Below are 16,220 nucleotides of genomic sequence, written 5' to 3' on the forward strand. Positions count from 1 at the left end.
GCGTTAAAAAATCAATTTATGTAAAGAAGTGTAAAATCAGCAAAGAGAATATAAATGAATCGTCCCAGAGTTTTTACAAAACTCAACATACCTTGGTTTTATCATGCCGACTTACTTAGTACAGCTTCGCGGAAATAAAACAAGTATTAGATAGCTTTCCCCAAATTAAATGCGAGCCATACATCGAAAGATTGTGGATGCCGTGTACTGAACAGCATATTTTACAATCTTTCGAAAAAATATATACTCAATCTGTATAAAAATCCTAAATACCAACGTATTTTCCTCGAACATATATAAAAAACCATATTAAATAACACCGTGAAAAAAATCCTCATCCTCTCCGCTAACCCCAAAAACACAAGTAATCTGCGCCTAGATGAAGAGGTGCGGGAAATCAAAAACACACTGCAACTATCTCCAAATCGAGACGAATTTCAAATCATCACTGAATTTGCGGTACGAGTGGATGATTTAACCCGCTTCCTGTCTCACCATCAACCAACAATTGTTCACTTTTCCGGACATGGCTCTGGTACTGATGGATTAGCCTTGGAAGATAATTTTGGGTATACGCAACTTGTAAGTACCCAAGCCCTAGCAAAACTATTTGATTTATTTCAGTCACAGGTGGAGTGTGTTTTACTTAACGCCTGCTATAGCGAAGAACAAGCCACAGCAATTCATCAACATATTGATTGCGTGGTGGGGATGAATCAGGCGATTGGAGATATGGCGGCGATGAAGTTTAGTATGGGATTTTATACTGCTTTGGCGGCGCTCAGGAATTATGAAGATTGTTTTCAAATGGGTTGTACATCTATTGATTTGCAGGGAATTCCAGAATCTTTAACCCCTAGGATCAAAATTAGGCGACGGCGTTATCAGACAGAACAGCCCACAAATGCAGTAAAATCTCACAAGGCTGATGGTATAAATAATGATAATAAAGGTGGGCAAAATCGTTCAGTTTCTATTGGGGGTACTGTTACTGGTAGTGCGGTTATAACAGGAGACAGCAACACTGCAAACATCAATTTTCAACAAGTCAGTTTACCCACACCTGCAAGTGTCAACATAGAAATAGAAATCAACGCCTTACGTGAGATACTAGGGAAGTTAGAAAGCTCAGACCGTCGTAAAATTGACAATGCCTTTGAAGATGCCCAGGAGGAGCTAAATAAGCCACAGCCAGATAAAAACGAGGTGGGTAAGGCATTAGAACGAGCTTTTGACTATGCCAAGAAAGCCGAAGGGTTTGCCTGTACGATCGCAAAACTTCAGCCACACCTTACTAAAACTACTGCTTGGTTAGGTGATAATTGGCACAAGTTGCTAAGTTTAGTTGGTTTAACAATTTGATAAACGTTATTACCGAACGGTATTGAGAGTGCGTCTCGAAGAGAAGAAATAATCGGTGTGCATTTGTGGTTGTAAATATCCATTAATCATACTTTTGCAAGAAGTCTAATCTTTGCGCCTTCTGTAGGAAAAGCCGCTCTGCGTCTATGCGGGTATTTTCTGCTGAGATACGCGTAGCGTGCCGAGGAAGGAGGCATAATAAAATTCATACTCGGCAGCAGGAACGCCAAATTAACTTTTTATAGATGTAACACTTATTATGACAACAAACGACAATACGATTAAACTCGACCAGTTTTTGAAGTTTGTGGGTATAGCGCCGACAGGTGGGCAAGCCAAGCTAATGATTCAACAAGGTGAGATAAAAGTCAATGGTACAATTGAAACCCGACGAGGACGGAAATTAGTATCGGGCGATAAAGTAACAGTGGAAGGACAAACTTTTAAGGTTGACTTTTCAGAGTCGTAGTGGAAGCTGTGCAGGCGAATCGCCATCTACTCTAAATCTAATTCCTGAGAATTTGCTGCAATCCAAGCTGCTATAGAATCTTGCTCCTCTATCCCTTCTGCCAAATTGGTTATCTTGATAACTGCTTCTGCTTCTTGTGCAATCAACTCGTATCCATTTAAACGTAAAAAAACGTCGATGACAACAAGAGCAATTCGTTTATTGCCATCGATGAAAGCATGATTCTTTGCTAAACCATAAGCGTAAGCTGCTGCTAAATCAAACAAAGTGGCACTATCGCTATAAGTAAATAAATGCTTAGCTCTAGCTAAGCTAGCGCTAAGTAGTCCAGAATCTCTTATGGCAGTAGCTCCTCCATACTCTGCAATTAACTCTTCGTCCATGGCTATGACTGCTGATTCGCTCACCCAGCGGGGCTCCTTCATTTAGCCAATTCTCGAAGAGCATTGCGGTAGTTCTTGCGAGTTTTCTCAAAAGCCTCCATTGCTGCTTCAAACTCAGGATCGTATGGAGTTATCCGAACTCCATCAGGAGTTTCTGTGAGAAAAATATTGTCCCCTTCTTGAATATTTAACTTTTGCAGTAACTCTTTAGGAAATACTGCTCCTAAAGAGTTACCAATCTTTCTAATCTTTAAATTGTAATGCATACTACCTCTAAACCTGATATTAGGTGTGCGATTGCCCGAACGGCAGACGCCTAAAGGCGTATCGCTAACTAACCTAAATAAATTATAGTTATAACAATTGTAATAACTAAGTAACAAGAAAATTTTAACATACTTAAAAAACCCGAATCACCAGCTTATGAGCCAGTTTTTTTCTGACAACTCCTCCCCAGCTGCTGAAGAAAAATTCAATATTCCTGAAGAAGCAGAAGTCTTCATCTTCCCTGCATCATTTGCCCAAGCTAGATTGTGGTTTCTCAACCAGTTGGCATCGGGCAATCCCTTCTACAATGTGTCAACAGCACTTCGCCTGACTGGTTCACTCAATTTAACTGCCTTAGAGCAGACATTCAACGAAATTGTACGCCGCCACGAAACCTTACGCACCACTTTTGTGTTGATGGAAGGGCAACCAATGCAGGCAATATCTCCCACCTTAACCATACCCCTTCCCTTAATAGACCTACGTCATCTTTCAGCAACAGAACGCGAGACACAAGCGCGGCGACTCGTAACCGCAGAGGCTCAATGTCCTTTCAAGCTAACCACTGGTCCATTACTGCGAGTGACACTGCTACAACTGGATGAAGCAGAATATCTGCTGTTGATCAATCTACATCACATTGTTGCCGATGGTTGGTCGATTGGAGTGCTGATTCGAGAACTAGGGGCATTATACACAGCCTTTGCTTGTAGAGACGTTGCATCCGAAAGTTCTACACCCTTACCAGAACTACCCATTCAGTATGCAGATTTCGCTCAATGGCAGCGCGAGTGGCTTGTGGGAGAAGTACTCCAAACCCAATTAGCTTACTGGCAAAAGCAATTGGATGGTATCTCGGTGCTAAATCTTCCCACCGACAGATCAAGATCAGCAGTGCCAACATACAGAGGAGCAAGACAATTTCTAGAACTCCCGCACTCTTTGAGTCAAGCGCTAGTTGCCCTCAGCCGTCAAGAAGGCGTTACATTGTTCATGACTCTGCTAGCAGCATTCCAAACGTTGCTTTATCGTTACACGCAGCAAGAGGACATTGTAGTCGGTTCAGCGATCGCCAATCGCAACCGCAGCGAAATAGAAGGGTTAATTGGTTTTTTTGTCAATAGTTTAGTCCTGCGAACTGATTTATCAGGCAACCCGACGTTTCGGGAACTGTTGAATCGAGTACGAGAAGTCACTTTGGGAGCCTATGCCCATCAAGATTTGCCATTTGAAAAACTGGTGGAAGAACTTCATCCGCATCGAGATTTGAGCCGTCATCCGCTGTTCCAAGTCGTGTTCAGCCTGCAAAACACTCCGATTGAAGCGCTACAGTTACCTGGGCTAAGGCTGTCGCTGTTCGAGTTCGACAGCAAAACCGCTAAGCTTGATTTGGAGTTTCACCTGTGGCAGGATTTGGAAAGTCTCAAAGGACAAGTGATCTACAGCACCGATTTATTCGATGACACCACCATTAGCCGGATGCTGGGGCATTTCCAAACGCTGCTAGAAAGCATTGTTACTCATCCACAACAGCGCCTCTCAGATTTGCCTTTGCTGACTGCGCGAGAACGGCAGCAGTTATTGATTGATTGGAATAATACCAGGAGAGACTACCCGCAGAACAAGTGTTTTCATCAGTTGTTTGAAGCGCTTTTAGAGCAAACTCCTGATGCGATCGCGCTTAGTGCATGCTCCGCAAACGCACTCGTCTTTGAAAATCAACACTTAACCTACCACGAACTGAACATCCGAGCTAACCAACTTGCATATCACCTGCAACAACTGGGAGTCGCCCCAGACACTTTAGTTGGCATTTGCCTAGAGCGTTCTTTTGAGATGATTATAGGACTGTTGGGCATCCTTAAGGCAGGTGGAGCATACTTGCCTTTAGATCCCAGCTATCCTCAGGATCGTCTTAACTTCATTCTGGAAGACGCGAAAGTATCGGTTTTACTAACTCATTCTTCACTAGCCTCTACTTTAGCCTCCTCGTTCCCAGGCTCAGCCTGGGAATGTAAGGCAGGTTGGGGGAATCACAAAGATGAATTGACTGTAATTTGCATAGATAAAGATTGGGAGACAATTGCACAACAAAGCCAGGAAAACCCAAAGAACTGCCTAACATCTGACAACTTAGCTTATGTCATCTATACCTCTGGCTCAACAGGAAAGCCTAAAGGTGTTTTAATCGAACACCGAGGACTATCCAACTTGATACAAGCGCAGATTGAAACATTCAATTTACAACCGAGTCACCACATTCTACAATTCGCATCATTAAGTTTCGACGCCTCAATTTTTGAGATTGTCATGGCATTGGGAACAGGAGCGACTCTTTATTTAGCAAAGAAAGAATCGGTTCTACCCGGACAAGCTTTGATCCAACTATTGCGCGAAAAAGCTATTACTCATGTCACCCTTCCGCCCGCTGTTTTAGCAGTCCTACCAAAAGTAGAACTTCCCGCACTGCAAACTATTATTTGTGCAGGTGAATCCTGTTCCGAAGATATTGTAAAATTTTGGGCATCTGGTCGCCGATTTTTTAATGCTTACGGACCAACTGAAGCAACTGTTTGGTCAACTGTTGCAGAAATTAGCGCTACTGGTGAAAAACCGCCCATTGGTCGCCCTATCGCTAATACTCAAATCTATATATTAGATAAACATTTACAACCTGTACCAATTGGAATTCCTGGCGAAATATACATCAGTGGTGAAGGACTGGCGCGAGGCTACCTCAACCGTCCTGAATTAACAGAAACTTGCTTTATACAAGAAACCGACTTTCTCCCAAAAACGCGACTTTACAAGACAGGTGATTTAGCTCGTTATCGAAGCGACGGCAATATTGAATTTATCGATCGCATCGACAATCAGATAAAAATTCACGGTTTCCGCATCGAATTGGGAGAGATTGAAACGGTGCTGAGACAACATCAAAGCGTCCAAGAAACGGTGGTTATTGCTCAAGAGAATGTCTCTGGTGAGAAGGACTTAGTGGCTTATATTGTTCCCCATCAAAAACAAGCGGCAACAAATATTGAACTACGTAACTTTTTAAAACAAAAATTACCACAATACATGGTTCCAAGAGCTTTTGTAGTGCTAAATTCTCTGCCACTAACGCCTCATGGCAAAGTAGATATCCATGCTTTGCCTACACCCTATAGTCCTAATACCCGCTCATTAGATAAAGCGTTTATCGCTCCTCGTAACTCAACCGAGTTAACACTTGCAAAAATCTGGGCTGAAGTTCTTAACCTTGAATCTGTTGGTATTCACGATAACTTCTTCGACTTAGGAGGAAATTCTCTGGTAGCTGTACGGCTTGTAGAACAAATCCACAAGCAATTTGAACGTGAATTACCACTATCTTCGTTATTTTTAAATTCAACAATTGAAACTTTAGCAAAATCTCTATCTTCAGAAAAAGCTTCTCTGCCTTGGTCTCCCTTAGTTGCCATTCAGCCTAGTGGTTCAAATCCTCCTTTCTTCTGTGTTCATCCCATTTTTGGTGTTGTTTTCCCTTATTACGAATTGGCTCATCAGTTAGGGAAAAATCAACCATTTTACGGGCTACAACCTATGGGGCTTGACGGAGAAAGTTCGCCACTGACTTCTATCGAAGATATGGCTGCTTACTACATTGAAGCATTACGTACAGTGCAGCCAAGAGGTCCTTATTTTTTAGGAGGTTGGTCTTTTGGAGGTTTGGTTGCTTTTGAAATGGCTCAGCAACTGCAAGCAAGCGGGCATGAAGTGGCTCTACTTGCTTTGCTTGACACTGCAGCACCAGTTTCCAGTAATCAACCTTCTGTTGGCGATAGTTTGAGGTTTCTTTTCACTACAGTGGCGCGATATATATGGTCATTTTTCCTCGATTATTTTTATCTAATAAGCGCTTCTAACAAGAATCAAGTTGACAGTTTTACTTCTCGTTTTCCTCTTTTTAATCCTATTTTTAATAACTTTGTTCGACGTATTGAAACCAATCTGTTCTCGCACTTTATACCTCAGGAGTCCAAGTCACGGATTTTGCGCGAGTTAACAATTCGCCCAATGCTTCGTGTTTTCCATGCCAATAGCCAAGCAACTGTCAACTATGTCCCACAAGTCTATCCCCACCGAATAACTCTTTTTAGAACAAGCGTTCAGTCAAGCATTGCTGAGGCAAATCTAACTATGGGTTGGGGTGAAATCGCTCTTAAAGGAGTGGAAATTCACAACATTCCTGGGAATCACCTAACTATGCTGAGAAAACCCCATATTCAAGTTCTTGCCGAACAGCTAAAAGCTTGTATTGAGAAAACCCAGACTTTATAGAAGTAGCCGTCTGGTTATTTATCTTTTATTTGTATTTGTCTTTTAGTTATTTGTCTTTTAACACTACAACCCAATGAACCTCTGAATCGTGGGGCTAGCCTCTGCTTTCATCTAGACGCCAAGAATTCTCCACCCGTTGGAGAGAAATTTGTAATATTTCATACTATGAGAGCAGAAAAAACAGAATTTCACCTAATAGGTATAGATGTTTTGATACATTTTATCATTCAAGAGAAAGATGAATAATTTTTGAATATTTCTAATATGAAAAAGAACAAGCAATGCAGGAGAAAAATAGATGGCACTCGTAAAGCTTGGTGACTTCTACCCTGACTATCGTGAAGAACACTCCGATCTCGATGACATCAAGAACTTTGATGTTTATGCTCAAGGAGATAATAAAGTCGGCTCGGTTTACGATATCTTAGTCGATGAGCAAACAGGTAAATTCCGCTATTTCATTGTAGACACTGGCTTTTGGGTTTTTGGCAAGAAAGTTTTACTGCCTGTTGGTCTTGGCAACATTGATTATGGTGCAAGACGGATTTCTGTCAATGGTCTGAGCAAAGAGCAAGTCGAAAGCCTGCCTAATTACGATAATTTGGAAAAGGTTGATTTTGACTACGAAGAGCAGGTACGGGGTGCATACCGTCCAATAGCTGCTACTTCTGCGGGTACTGCTACTGCAGGTGCTGCTGATGCTACTGCTGCTATTTCTGACTTAACTCAACCTACTTACGATCGCAATACTTACAACTACGAGCACGAGCCGTCATTATATAACCTTAATGACAGCAATGACAGCGAGGGTCAAACCTTGAAGCTGTATGAAGAGCGGTTGATTGCTGACAAACAGCGCCGTAAGACTGGAGAAGTGACGATCGGCAAACACGTGGAAACACAAACAGCTCGTGTTGCAGTACCCGTGGATAAAGAGCGCGTCGTCATTGAGCGTACAACTCCCACAGATGCTACAGCTGTAAATCCAGGGGAAGCCAACTTCCGTGAAGGTGAAGTTGCTCGTGTCGAGCTTTACGAAGAAACGCCCGATATCCGCAAAGAGGCTGTTGTGCGGGAAGAAGTTCGAGTCAAGAAGGTTGTAGAACACGAGACAGCTGAAGCGACTGATACGATTCGACGTGAAGAGCTAGACGTGGATACCCAAGGTCTTCCAATTGTAGATAAGCAAGGCTAAGCAAGGCTAGCACTTTGTTAAAGGCTCACAGGCAAATCAAGTATATAGCTCGAGCTGTGAGCCTTTAATATTTGCATACACTAAAGTATAAAATAAGTAAAGTTATTTCATACTTCACTCATCCCTTTAGCAGACGTTAGAAAAATTGAAAGCGTTTTATAGTAAATCCTTTGTAAAAACAAAAGCGATTTACAGATTAAGATGCCAAATTTTTCTATTTTGACCATTGTTGGACTGGTAATTGCAATAATTGGCGTAATTGCTTGGGTGGGTGGTAGCTTAAGAGTTGCAAATCTCGAAATAAATCTTGAAACACCAAAGGGGCGTGTTGTCTTCATTTTTTCTGTGTTACATATTTTGGTGGGTTTGTTGATTATCGTTATTAGTGTGGTAACTTGAGGCTTCATGCCATCAAAGGCTTGCCTTTGAGAGTACTTTGTCCCGTTGGAACTCATTGAACCTGTCGCTAACGATACTGCCTGGATTACTAAAATTTAATATTTACAAATTGCTTTGGATATGGTGATCCAAAAACCTCAGATGAAGGCAGAGATTCAACCTTACTGATAGTAGTTGGCTCTTGGGTTGCAGTTGAGGCAGAACCTTGAAGGCTCAGAGATTTCACCAAACTCAGGGGTAACGGTTCCTGACTGATGGCATTGATGTAATCTGCACTTAAGTAGCGACTGTAACTCTTCTCATTAGCAACGTACGTCTGGAAGTAGGGAAGACTCAAAGCTCTGATATATCGCTGCGCTAAGGCAGGGCTAGGACCAATCACCTGTTCGGGAACCGGTACGGCATCATTTGGTGATGCCCCAATTGTCGAGAAGTGGGTTCCGCCATTAATTAATACTAAATATTTATTTGGGGTTGTTAACCAGGTAAACGGTTGAATTTGTTCTGGAAAAGCCGGAGCAACGGTATCAACACTACCAGCGACCATCATCACTGGGATTTTAATTTGGCTGAGACTGGCTTGCCCTAAAATACTACTATCAACAGGGTTAATGGCAATGACTGCCTTGACCCGTGGATCTGATAAGTTATATTTAGATTGCGGTAAACTCACAGCTAAGCACTGAAGTAACAGCGAAGCATTGAGTACATCTGGTGAAGCTGGGCAGTTCTTGTCAAGTTGTTTAAAATCAATTGCTGCTCCTGCTAATGCCAAAGCCGTGTAACCACCAAAGGATTGACCCACCACGCCTATCTGTTCCAAATTCAAGCGCCCTCTATAAGTCGGGTCGGATTGAGATAGGCTACTGAGTTGATCCAACAAATACTTTATGTCCAAAGGTCGGTCAATAAATTCTCTGGGGCTTGTGATTTCTGCCGCCCTACCTCCGAAGAGTGCTTGCAACTGTTGGGCATTGCTACCTGGATGCTCTGGAACGGCGACGACAAAGCCATAAGAAGCGAGGTATTCAGCAAGGTAAGCAAAACTGTTGCGATCAGAGCCAAGTCCGTGGGAGATGACAATGAGTGGACGAAGGCTGGATACATTTGGTAGGTAGATGTCAGCAGGAAAAATGCGCTCGCGAGAGCTATCGTTAAGTATGATAGTTCGCTTTTGCCAACTAAAGTTTCCTGGTCGTGGCAGGTCAGTCACTGAAATATTACTTAATGTGGGAGCCGTGCCTGCATCCAACAAGGACTGCTTATTGATCAGTGCGATCGCCTGTTGAGTTTGATTCACCAGCCTCTGGAACGATCCTGCAATCTCCAAGCTGCGCGCTAAATCTATCGAAATTGCTCTTGAGGGAAACTTGCGTAGCACGTTTAATAACGTTAACCCTTGTGGGTCTGCTGCTGCAAGAATCAGGGAGGCTCGAATTGCATAAAACCCATTAATGCGAGATCCCTGCTGTACAACTTCTCCCAAATTTTCTAACAATCTCTTGCCAATTGGCGTGTAAAGAAATTGCGAAACCGCTACGGCATTTAGGGGAATGGGAGTCAGCAAAAATTGCCGTAGCAGGTTGAGTTGCTCCTTGCCTGCATACTGAACATATGCAGCCAAATCATCGTCTATTTTGCCTGTTCTGGCATAAGTTTCCAAGGAATTAATGGGAATAGAGCGAGCCACAAGACCGTAGGAGATGGTCAACCGTTCTGCACCCAAGCTAGGACGGGGGGCTAGGGTAGGGATGAACCCAATACTGAAAAGCCCCACCGCTAAATGTAATAAAATTGACTGCTTGCTGACAACACGAGCGTGAGGGCGCAACCGAACAACTCCAGAGATAGTAGGCGACATCGGTGGGCAATTCATGAATATCACTGAGCGCTTATTTAGCAATTTTACCAAGAACCACCGATGTGATTCTATTCGCCTTGACACTGGTGTGGTTGATTATCCTTGTGCAACGATGATAGAAGAATGAGCAAGGGGAATTTGGAAAAAGGCGATCCCTCTTAAAGGGGTTGATCCCACAACCATTGCATTGCTCCTGCTTATGACTGCATAAACTTCTAACTTCTGGCAATCTACAAAGAGAAATTGAATGAACAATAACCGCTGGACATTAACAGGAAGAAAAGCCTTGATTACCGGAGGAACTAAGGGGATTGGATTGGCGATCGCCCAAGAATTCCTGTCCCTGGGTGCTGAGATTATGATTGTTGCCCGAAATGCAGAAGCAGTGAAGCAACAGCTTGAGAACTGGCAATTGCAAGGAGCGAAAGCTTATGGAATTGCCGCAGACGTTGCCACACCTAAGGGTCGTCAGGCAATCATTGAACAAGTCAATCAAACTTTAGGAGAATTAGATATTCTTGTCAACAATGTTGGCACCAACATTCGTAAAAAGGCGTTGGAATACACAGAACAAGAGTATGAGTCTATATTTCAAACCAACTTAACTTCTCTATTTGAAATGTGCCGACTGGCTTATCCTTTGCTGAAAGCTGGAAACAACAGTAGCATCGTTAATATAGGTTCTGTTGCTGGGTTAACCGCAGTTCGCACAGGCGCACCTTATGGGATGACAAAAGCGGCGCTTGTACAACTGACCCGTTCTTTGGCTGTAGAATGGGCAGGAAATCAAATTCGGGTAAACACTGTTGCTCCCTGGTTTATTCTCACCCCTTTAACTGAACCTTTGTTGAGCAATTCAGATGTATTGAACTCTGTTGTATCGCGCACGCCGATGGGGCGAGTTGGTACACCAGAAGAAGTCGCAGGTTTAGTGGCGTTTTTGTGTATGCCAACAGCTACTTACATTACTGGACAGTGTATTGCAGTTGATGGTGGCTTTTTAGCCTTTGGTTTCTAGAAAGTACGGGGATATCTGCTTATGACTCTCGATGCAGCCAGCTAAAAAGCCCCAAAGAAGCGACTGTTCCGATAAAATGAGCGGCGATACCGTTCATATTTGCCGTTGCAACAAAGATATCAAGAGAGCGAATAATGCGACTTGGATCGTAAATTGCGACCCCTTGAGGTTGGGCTATGGATTTTGAAAGTAGGACTCCCAAACCAGCACCACCCCCCAAAATGAAGAGTAGCATTCCCACTAAACCAGCAATCACACTGATCCGCAGCAATTGGATCACCTGTGCTTTTTTAGGGTGTAAATCTGGATTTGGATTGCGAAGCCGTCTGGCAAAGCGAGTCAAACGAAAATCTAAATAAAGACTAAAAACTAGTGCCAAAATTCCACAAACTGCCCAAAAGATGCTGATACCAATTCCTGGTGTCGTTCCTTGAGTGTAAGTCGTGACTCCTACTCCAGGCGTAGGTGGTGTTAGCGCTTGAGAGAAGTTACGACCAGAAATAGCGAATATCACCATTAGGACAGATGCAGCCCCCAATCCCAGCTGCAACCAGAAGCTAACCCAACCAACAAAGCGCAATAAATTGGCAATTCTTTCTAATTTAGGATGAAGTGTGCGTTCTTCTGATTGGGTTTGCATAGTCATTTCATAAAGGTCGAACTTCATTAAATCCTTCCTCTTTCAACCATAGGTAGATCAACAGGAAATTACGACCTTCTGAAGTATGAATGACCAGTACTCAGACTAATATTAAGTCTCGATGTTAACAGTATTGTGTGCAAGCAGATAAAGTCAGGGGTACCAAAACGATTATCTTTCTGGTGAAGTAGACATGAGTCACAAAGCTTGATCTAGAATTTATCAGGATACTTATGTCTACGTACATTTACTATCCGTTTATCGGCTGGGTTAATAATTCGGTTATGAATGTTGGATCTTTCAAGAAGGTTCCTTTGCAACCTTTAGTGTTACTCTGGCTGGCTTATGCTTGGCTGGGATGGTATTTGTCTGTTAATCACATTGTTTGGCTGGTGGGAGCTTCTGTAGCAGCTTTAGTGTTAGCTGTGGCTTGGAGGAGTATTTCTTGGTTAGAGCGTTTGATTGAATTTGGTTCTAAGACTTTAGTTGTCGTCTTGGTTTTAAGTGCATCAATTGCTTTAATCGCCACTTGGTCGCTTTTTTCGACCTTCATTATTATGCCCTTAGCAACTACACTTTTGGCTGCAATGGAACTGCGTTTTGCTGGTTTTAGCAAAAGAGATAGGCTTTTGCTAGTTACTGTACTTGCTGGATTTGGTTTAACCGTGGGCGAAGCCATAGATATTGTTCTTTTACCCAGTGGTAGGTACTAATTATCTGTTGTCTTGCTGTTGTTTTGGCTCAATGTCCAAGGGAAAGAAGTTCAAGAACTCAAGGGATTTGATGTAATATATGTATTATTTGTAGCCGTATTGAGTTATGGCAGTACCGCTTCATAAAGCATGGACAAATATGCCCAGCCTTGGTGGCGAGGCGGTTTGATTAGTTAGATTTGGTAACTGTGTGATACGAAAACCGCCTCGCCACCGCCTCAAAGAGAAATCTTTCTTGGGTATGAATGGATAAGGCGGTCTTGTTGTCTATTTCAGACCCAACCCTTGAGGGTGCTTTTTAGATACAAAACAAACAAACCCGATTTCTGAGAGAAACCGGGTTTTTTTACCCTTCAATTGTGATAAACTACTTGACTGGAGTTTTTAATTCTTCTTGGGGTACCTGCTGACTTTCTGTTGGTTTAAGCCGTTGCCACAAAGCGCGTGGCGTTGCTTGACGGAAAGCTCCACAATAGTGCATCGTCATCACAGCTTTGAAAGCCCAATGATCCGGTGAAACATCGCTAAAGGGTACAGGCAAGGTTTCTGCCTGGTTCTGAATGCAGGCATTGAGAACTTGATTTGGTTTACCTGGGCTAGCAGTAGGGGTATCTTGAGCTTTCACAGGAGTCACTAAGCCAGCAGTGGATAACACGATAGTCGTTGCTAGAACAATACGGTTCATGCTATATGCGTCAGTTTTAGGTGGTAGAAAACATTGTAACTATCGTTAGTAGTACAACTAATCCAGCAACCCACAACATTAAAGCCCCCCAACTCACAGAATCTTGTTGTAATTTATGCCACAAATTTGTGACAAAATTATTACGTATTGCCATTTTTACCCTCCGATTTTGACGCTCGCTAGTACCAGACGCCACTCATCAAGCTTGAACTCAGTTATGTTAAATTTGTCCTTGGAAATAAGAGCAGTAAATTAATGGAGCGCACGCGAACGCGTGCCTCTAGGCGCACTCCCTTGCTTAAAAAAGAATAATCTACAAAAAGACATTTATTGTCTCTAGAATGTATTTTCGCATACGTAAGTGTTTACACTTGCTAATTTTCCAATATTGAGAAAATTCTTAATGCTTGCTTGCCGTTGTTTCAACCAGAAATTTAGAATCTCCAACCTGATAGAAATCACACAAAAGCACGAGAATTCTACGGATTGATTTTCATAGTTTGATATCTGGAATTATGAGTATATTGAAAATAGACAGCAATTATCTGTTCCAATAGGTGAGCAAAAAATGGTGCAACAAATAAGACCGGGTGAACCACAATATATCTGCGTAATTCCAGTTGAGAGCATAACAGGAAATCAAGAGGAAGAAATAATGACTTTTGGTGTGTCTGCTGATCAGGCAAAACATCAAGCCGAGGAATTGTTAGCAAATAATTACGGATGCAAGCGATTGCCCAAGGGGCAGTGGCAAAGCCAATCGCAAGTCGTGGAATTGATCCAGCAGGCGATCTGCGAACCAATAGGTCAGTGGTGTTCCGCCAATAGTCACCAAGAATAGTACTTAGATACATCTATAACTTTTGTACGGTTACAATACCTTGCGCCCTGACTCGTTATTGATAATTTCTGACTCATTTCACCCATGCAAATATTCAAAACACTACTGCGGGTTCGCCACTACGAAATGGACGCTTTGGGACACGTCAACAATGCAGTTTACCAAAACTATCTAGAACAGGCAGCCATTGAACACTCTGAACACCTGGGCTTAACTTTCGATCTCTATCAACAACTTGGTGGTGTATTTGTCATGCGACGCGTAGAAATTGAGTACCTGCGTCCAGCAGTAGCAGGCGACACGCTAGAAGTCACGACTTGGTTAAGAGAAATGCGTGGTACTCGTGCCTATCGCCAGTATGAGATTCGCAAACAAAACCAAGATGATTTGTTAGTCACGGCTGAGGCTTTATGGGTATGGGTAGACGCCAAAACAATGCGCCCCCGACCAATTCCCGATATGTTGATAGAGAAGTTCTTGCAAATAGAAAAATCACAGGTTGTTACGTAGTTAGTAGCGCTTACGCCAAAAATCATCAAATATGGATTTCATTTTTCGACTGTAAGGTGGAGAGAAGTCCTGTAGGCGGTCAGACCAGTACCGCAGTTTCTTACGGAGGGAAACCCTCCAAGAGAACTGCTCGCTGCCGAAGTCCGAACGGTTAGCCCGACCTAGGCAACTAGCTCTCCCGTTGGGGTAACCCTCGCGCAGCGCCCCTGGCTCTCCCGTTGGGGTTTCCCAACAAGCGGGAACTTCGGGGCAGTGCGAAGCATTAGCATATAATCTGGACATAATATTACGGCACTGCCCACCCTACTTTTGAATGCTTTAGTGGGCGGAGTGGGTCAATTTACGCGTCTCCTGCTTCTCCTGCTATCTTCAAGTAAGATTTAATTCAGATTTTTTTTGCCTTTGGGCTTCGTACAACATCAATGCAGCGGTAATTGCCACGTTTAATGATTCTACCCCTGGACTTAGGGGAATTTTCACTTGCAAATCTGCCATTGCTGTCAACTCTGGCGACAAACCAGCACCTTCATTACCCAACAATATTAAACTGGGTTTGCGCCAGTCTACATCCCAATAAGTCAAAGTCGCATTGGGTAAGGTAGCAATAACTTGCATTCCTGCTTCCTGGCTTTGCTGGGCTGTCGCTTTTAAATCAGAACTCACTGCCATTGCTTGGCGAAACCACTGTCCTGCAGAAGCACGTAAGACTTTTGGGTTCTCTAAATCCACACTATCTTCACTCAGCCACAATCCAGAGGCTCCAGCTGCAGCAGCAGTCCGAATCATTGTACCCAAGTTCCCTGGATCTTGCACAGTCTCCAATGCTAGCACGATACCAGTAAACGGCACTTCGCCAACACGATAACCTCGTTTTGCCGTCGCGACTACGCCATCCGGTTGCATGGTGGTGGCGATCGCCTTTAAAATTTCCTCGCTGACAATTTCTGCCCGTTCGCAAACACCACACGCTTTCTCCCACAGCAAAGGATGGGCGTCTTGCCATTCTGGAGTGCTACACACTGCTTCTAACGGGTAATTCACTGCACAAGCTTCCTCTAACAGGTGCGTTCCTTCCACTAAAAACAATTGCTGCTTGTGCCGTTCCTTGGGGGAGTGTAGTTTGCGGATTTGTTTGACTAGAGGATTTTGTGTACTTGTTAGCATCAAATCTCTGAATTTTGAGTGCTAAGTTTTGTTGTTACTTGGCACTTACTACTCAAATGCGGAACCCGGGACTTGAACCCGGAAGCCTTGCGGCACTAGAACCTGAATCTAGCGCGTCTGCCAATTCCGCCAGTTCCGCGAATGTCACTGTTTCTTGACCGTATTTAATTATCACCTAATTCTTTAATTGTGTCAAGTAATTATTCTTTTTATCACAATCTTCCTTCGTTATGCCACCAATCAGTTGATCCCCAAGTCACTTTAGGAAAACGAGGGAGGGCAAATAGATTGAGTCAGGCAAAATTTTTTTTGCACTCCTCATTCTCCCATAACGCATGTACTATGTGTTACCAAAAGTTCTAAATAAAGTTCTATAGCGCTTCTCGTTTG

16 protein-coding genes and 1 tRNA gene are annotated in these 16,220 nt (G+C 43.1%); 9 read left to right on the forward strand and 8 right to left on the reverse strand.

Annotation, left to right across the window (positions count from 1 at the left end; genetic code table 11):
* Positions 1-321 precede the first annotated feature (321 nt).
* Positions 322-1,362, forward strand: coding sequence for a CHAT domain-containing protein (locus AACT52_RS14450; RefSeq protein ID WP_073631607.1), 1,041 nt, complete (start codon positions 322-324; stop codon positions 1,360-1,362).
* Between the two features lie 259 nt (positions 1,363-1,621).
* The gene (locus tag AACT52_RS14455) at positions 1,622-1,831 is read left to right on the forward strand and encodes an RNA-binding S4 domain-containing protein (protein ID WP_073631609.1); all 210 of its coding nucleotides are present in this window, start codon (positions 1,622-1,624) and stop codon (positions 1,829-1,831) included.
* A gap of 26 nt (positions 1,832-1,857) precedes the next feature.
* Here AACT52_RS14455 and AACT52_RS14460 read toward each other — a convergent pair whose 3' ends face one another.
* Together AACT52_RS14460 and AACT52_RS14465 are read right to left on the reverse strand one after the other, a co-directional pair.
* Positions 1,858-2,256, reverse strand: a complete 399-nt coding sequence (locus AACT52_RS14460) for a type II toxin-antitoxin system death-on-curing family toxin (RefSeq protein ID WP_073631611.1) — start codon at positions 2,254-2,256, stop codon at positions 1,858-1,860.
* Positions 2,253-2,480 (reverse strand): AbrB/MazE/SpoVT family DNA-binding domain-containing protein, encoded by a 228-nt coding sequence (locus tag AACT52_RS14465; RefSeq protein WP_073631613.1) that lies wholly within the window; start codon positions 2,478-2,480, stop codon positions 2,253-2,255. The genes AACT52_RS14460 and AACT52_RS14465 overlap by 4 nt, the downstream gene beginning before the upstream one ends.
* 157 nt (positions 2,481-2,637) lie before the next feature.
* Here AACT52_RS14465 and AACT52_RS14470 point away from each other — a divergent pair, with 157 nt between their 5' ends.
* From AACT52_RS14470 to AACT52_RS14480, 3 genes are all read left to right on the forward strand, one after another.
* Positions 2,638-6,804, forward strand: a complete 4,167-nt coding sequence (locus AACT52_RS14470) for a non-ribosomal peptide synthetase (protein ID WP_073631615.1) — start codon at positions 2,638-2,640, stop codon at positions 6,802-6,804.
* Positions 6,805-7,102: 298 nt separating this feature from the next.
* On the forward strand, positions 7,103-7,999 hold the full coding sequence (locus AACT52_RS14475; protein WP_073631617.1) for a DUF2382 domain-containing protein: 897 nt from the start codon (positions 7,103-7,105) through the stop codon (positions 7,997-7,999).
* A 201-nt stretch (positions 8,000-8,200) separates the two neighbouring features.
* Positions 8,201-8,398 carry a hypothetical protein gene (locus tag AACT52_RS14480; protein WP_073631619.1) on the forward strand — a complete coding sequence of 66 codons (198 nt, stop codon included), beginning with the start codon at positions 8,201-8,203 and terminating at the stop codon, positions 8,396-8,398.
* An 88-nt stretch (positions 8,399-8,486) separates the two neighbouring features.
* Here the strand turns inward: AACT52_RS14480 and AACT52_RS14485 are convergent, their stop codons facing one another.
* Positions 8,487-10,274 carry an alpha/beta hydrolase gene (locus AACT52_RS14485; RefSeq protein WP_083630319.1) on the reverse strand — a complete coding sequence of 596 codons (1,788 nt, stop codon included), beginning with the start codon at positions 10,272-10,274 and terminating at the stop codon, positions 8,487-8,489.
* A 232-nt stretch (positions 10,275-10,506) separates the two neighbouring features.
* Here AACT52_RS14485 and AACT52_RS14490 point away from each other — a divergent pair, with 232 nt between their 5' ends.
* Positions 10,507-11,277 carry an SDR family oxidoreductase gene (locus tag AACT52_RS14490; RefSeq protein ID WP_073631628.1) on the forward strand — a complete coding sequence of 257 codons (771 nt, stop codon included), beginning with the start codon at positions 10,507-10,509 and terminating at the stop codon, positions 11,275-11,277.
* A 19-nt stretch (positions 11,278-11,296) separates the two neighbouring features.
* Here the strand turns inward: AACT52_RS14490 and AACT52_RS14495 are convergent, their stop codons facing one another.
* On the reverse strand, positions 11,297-11,917 hold the full coding sequence (locus AACT52_RS14495; protein ID WP_073631772.1) for a DUF3611 family protein: 621 nt from the start codon (positions 11,915-11,917) through the stop codon (positions 11,297-11,299).
* 284 nt (positions 11,918-12,201) lie between these two features.
* Between AACT52_RS14495 and AACT52_RS14500 the strand changes: the two genes are divergently transcribed.
* Positions 12,202-12,630, forward strand: coding sequence for a hypothetical protein (locus AACT52_RS14500; protein ID WP_073631774.1), 429 nt, complete (start codon positions 12,202-12,204; stop codon positions 12,628-12,630).
* A gap of 367 nt (positions 12,631-12,997) precedes the next feature.
* Here the strand turns inward: AACT52_RS14500 and AACT52_RS14505 are convergent, their stop codons facing one another.
* Positions 12,998-13,315: an S-layer protein gene (locus AACT52_RS14505; RefSeq protein ID WP_073631630.1), complete on the reverse strand. Its 318-nt coding sequence runs from the start codon at positions 13,313-13,315 to the stop codon at positions 12,998-13,000.
* Between the two features lie 568 nt (positions 13,316-13,883).
* Here AACT52_RS14505 and AACT52_RS14510 point away from each other — a divergent pair.
* Together AACT52_RS14510 and AACT52_RS14515 are read left to right on the forward strand one after the other, a co-directional pair.
* Positions 13,884-14,156 carry a hypothetical protein gene (locus AACT52_RS14510; protein WP_073631632.1) on the forward strand — a complete coding sequence of 91 codons (273 nt, stop codon included), beginning with the start codon at positions 13,884-13,886 and terminating at the stop codon, positions 14,154-14,156.
* Positions 14,157-14,240: 84 nt separating this feature from the next.
* A complete protein-coding gene (locus AACT52_RS14515; protein WP_073631634.1) occupies positions 14,241-14,666 on the forward strand; it encodes an acyl-CoA thioesterase in 426 nt (141 codons plus the stop codon).
* Here the strand turns inward: AACT52_RS14515 and AACT52_RS14520 are convergent, their stop codons facing one another.
* From AACT52_RS14520 to AACT52_RS14530, 3 genes are all read right to left on the reverse strand, one after another.
* Complete coding sequence (locus tag AACT52_RS14520; RefSeq protein ID WP_143172788.1) at positions 14,667-14,948, reverse strand: hypothetical protein; 282 nt, start codon at positions 14,946-14,948, stop codon at positions 14,667-14,669.
* Positions 14,949-15,035: 87 nt separating this feature from the next.
* Entirely contained in the window at positions 15,036-15,830 is a 795-nt protein-coding gene (locus AACT52_RS14525; protein ID WP_073631636.1) for a TrmH family RNA methyltransferase, read from the reverse strand.
* 57 nt (positions 15,831-15,887) lie between these two features.
* Positions 15,888-15,969, reverse strand: a tRNA-Leu gene (locus AACT52_RS14530).
* Between the last annotated feature and the right edge of the window lie 251 nt (positions 15,970-16,220).

The organism is Scytonema sp. HK-05, from assembly GCF_963872035.1.
Lineage (GTDB): Bacteria > Cyanobacteriota > Cyanobacteriia > Cyanobacteriales > Nostocaceae > Kalymmatonema.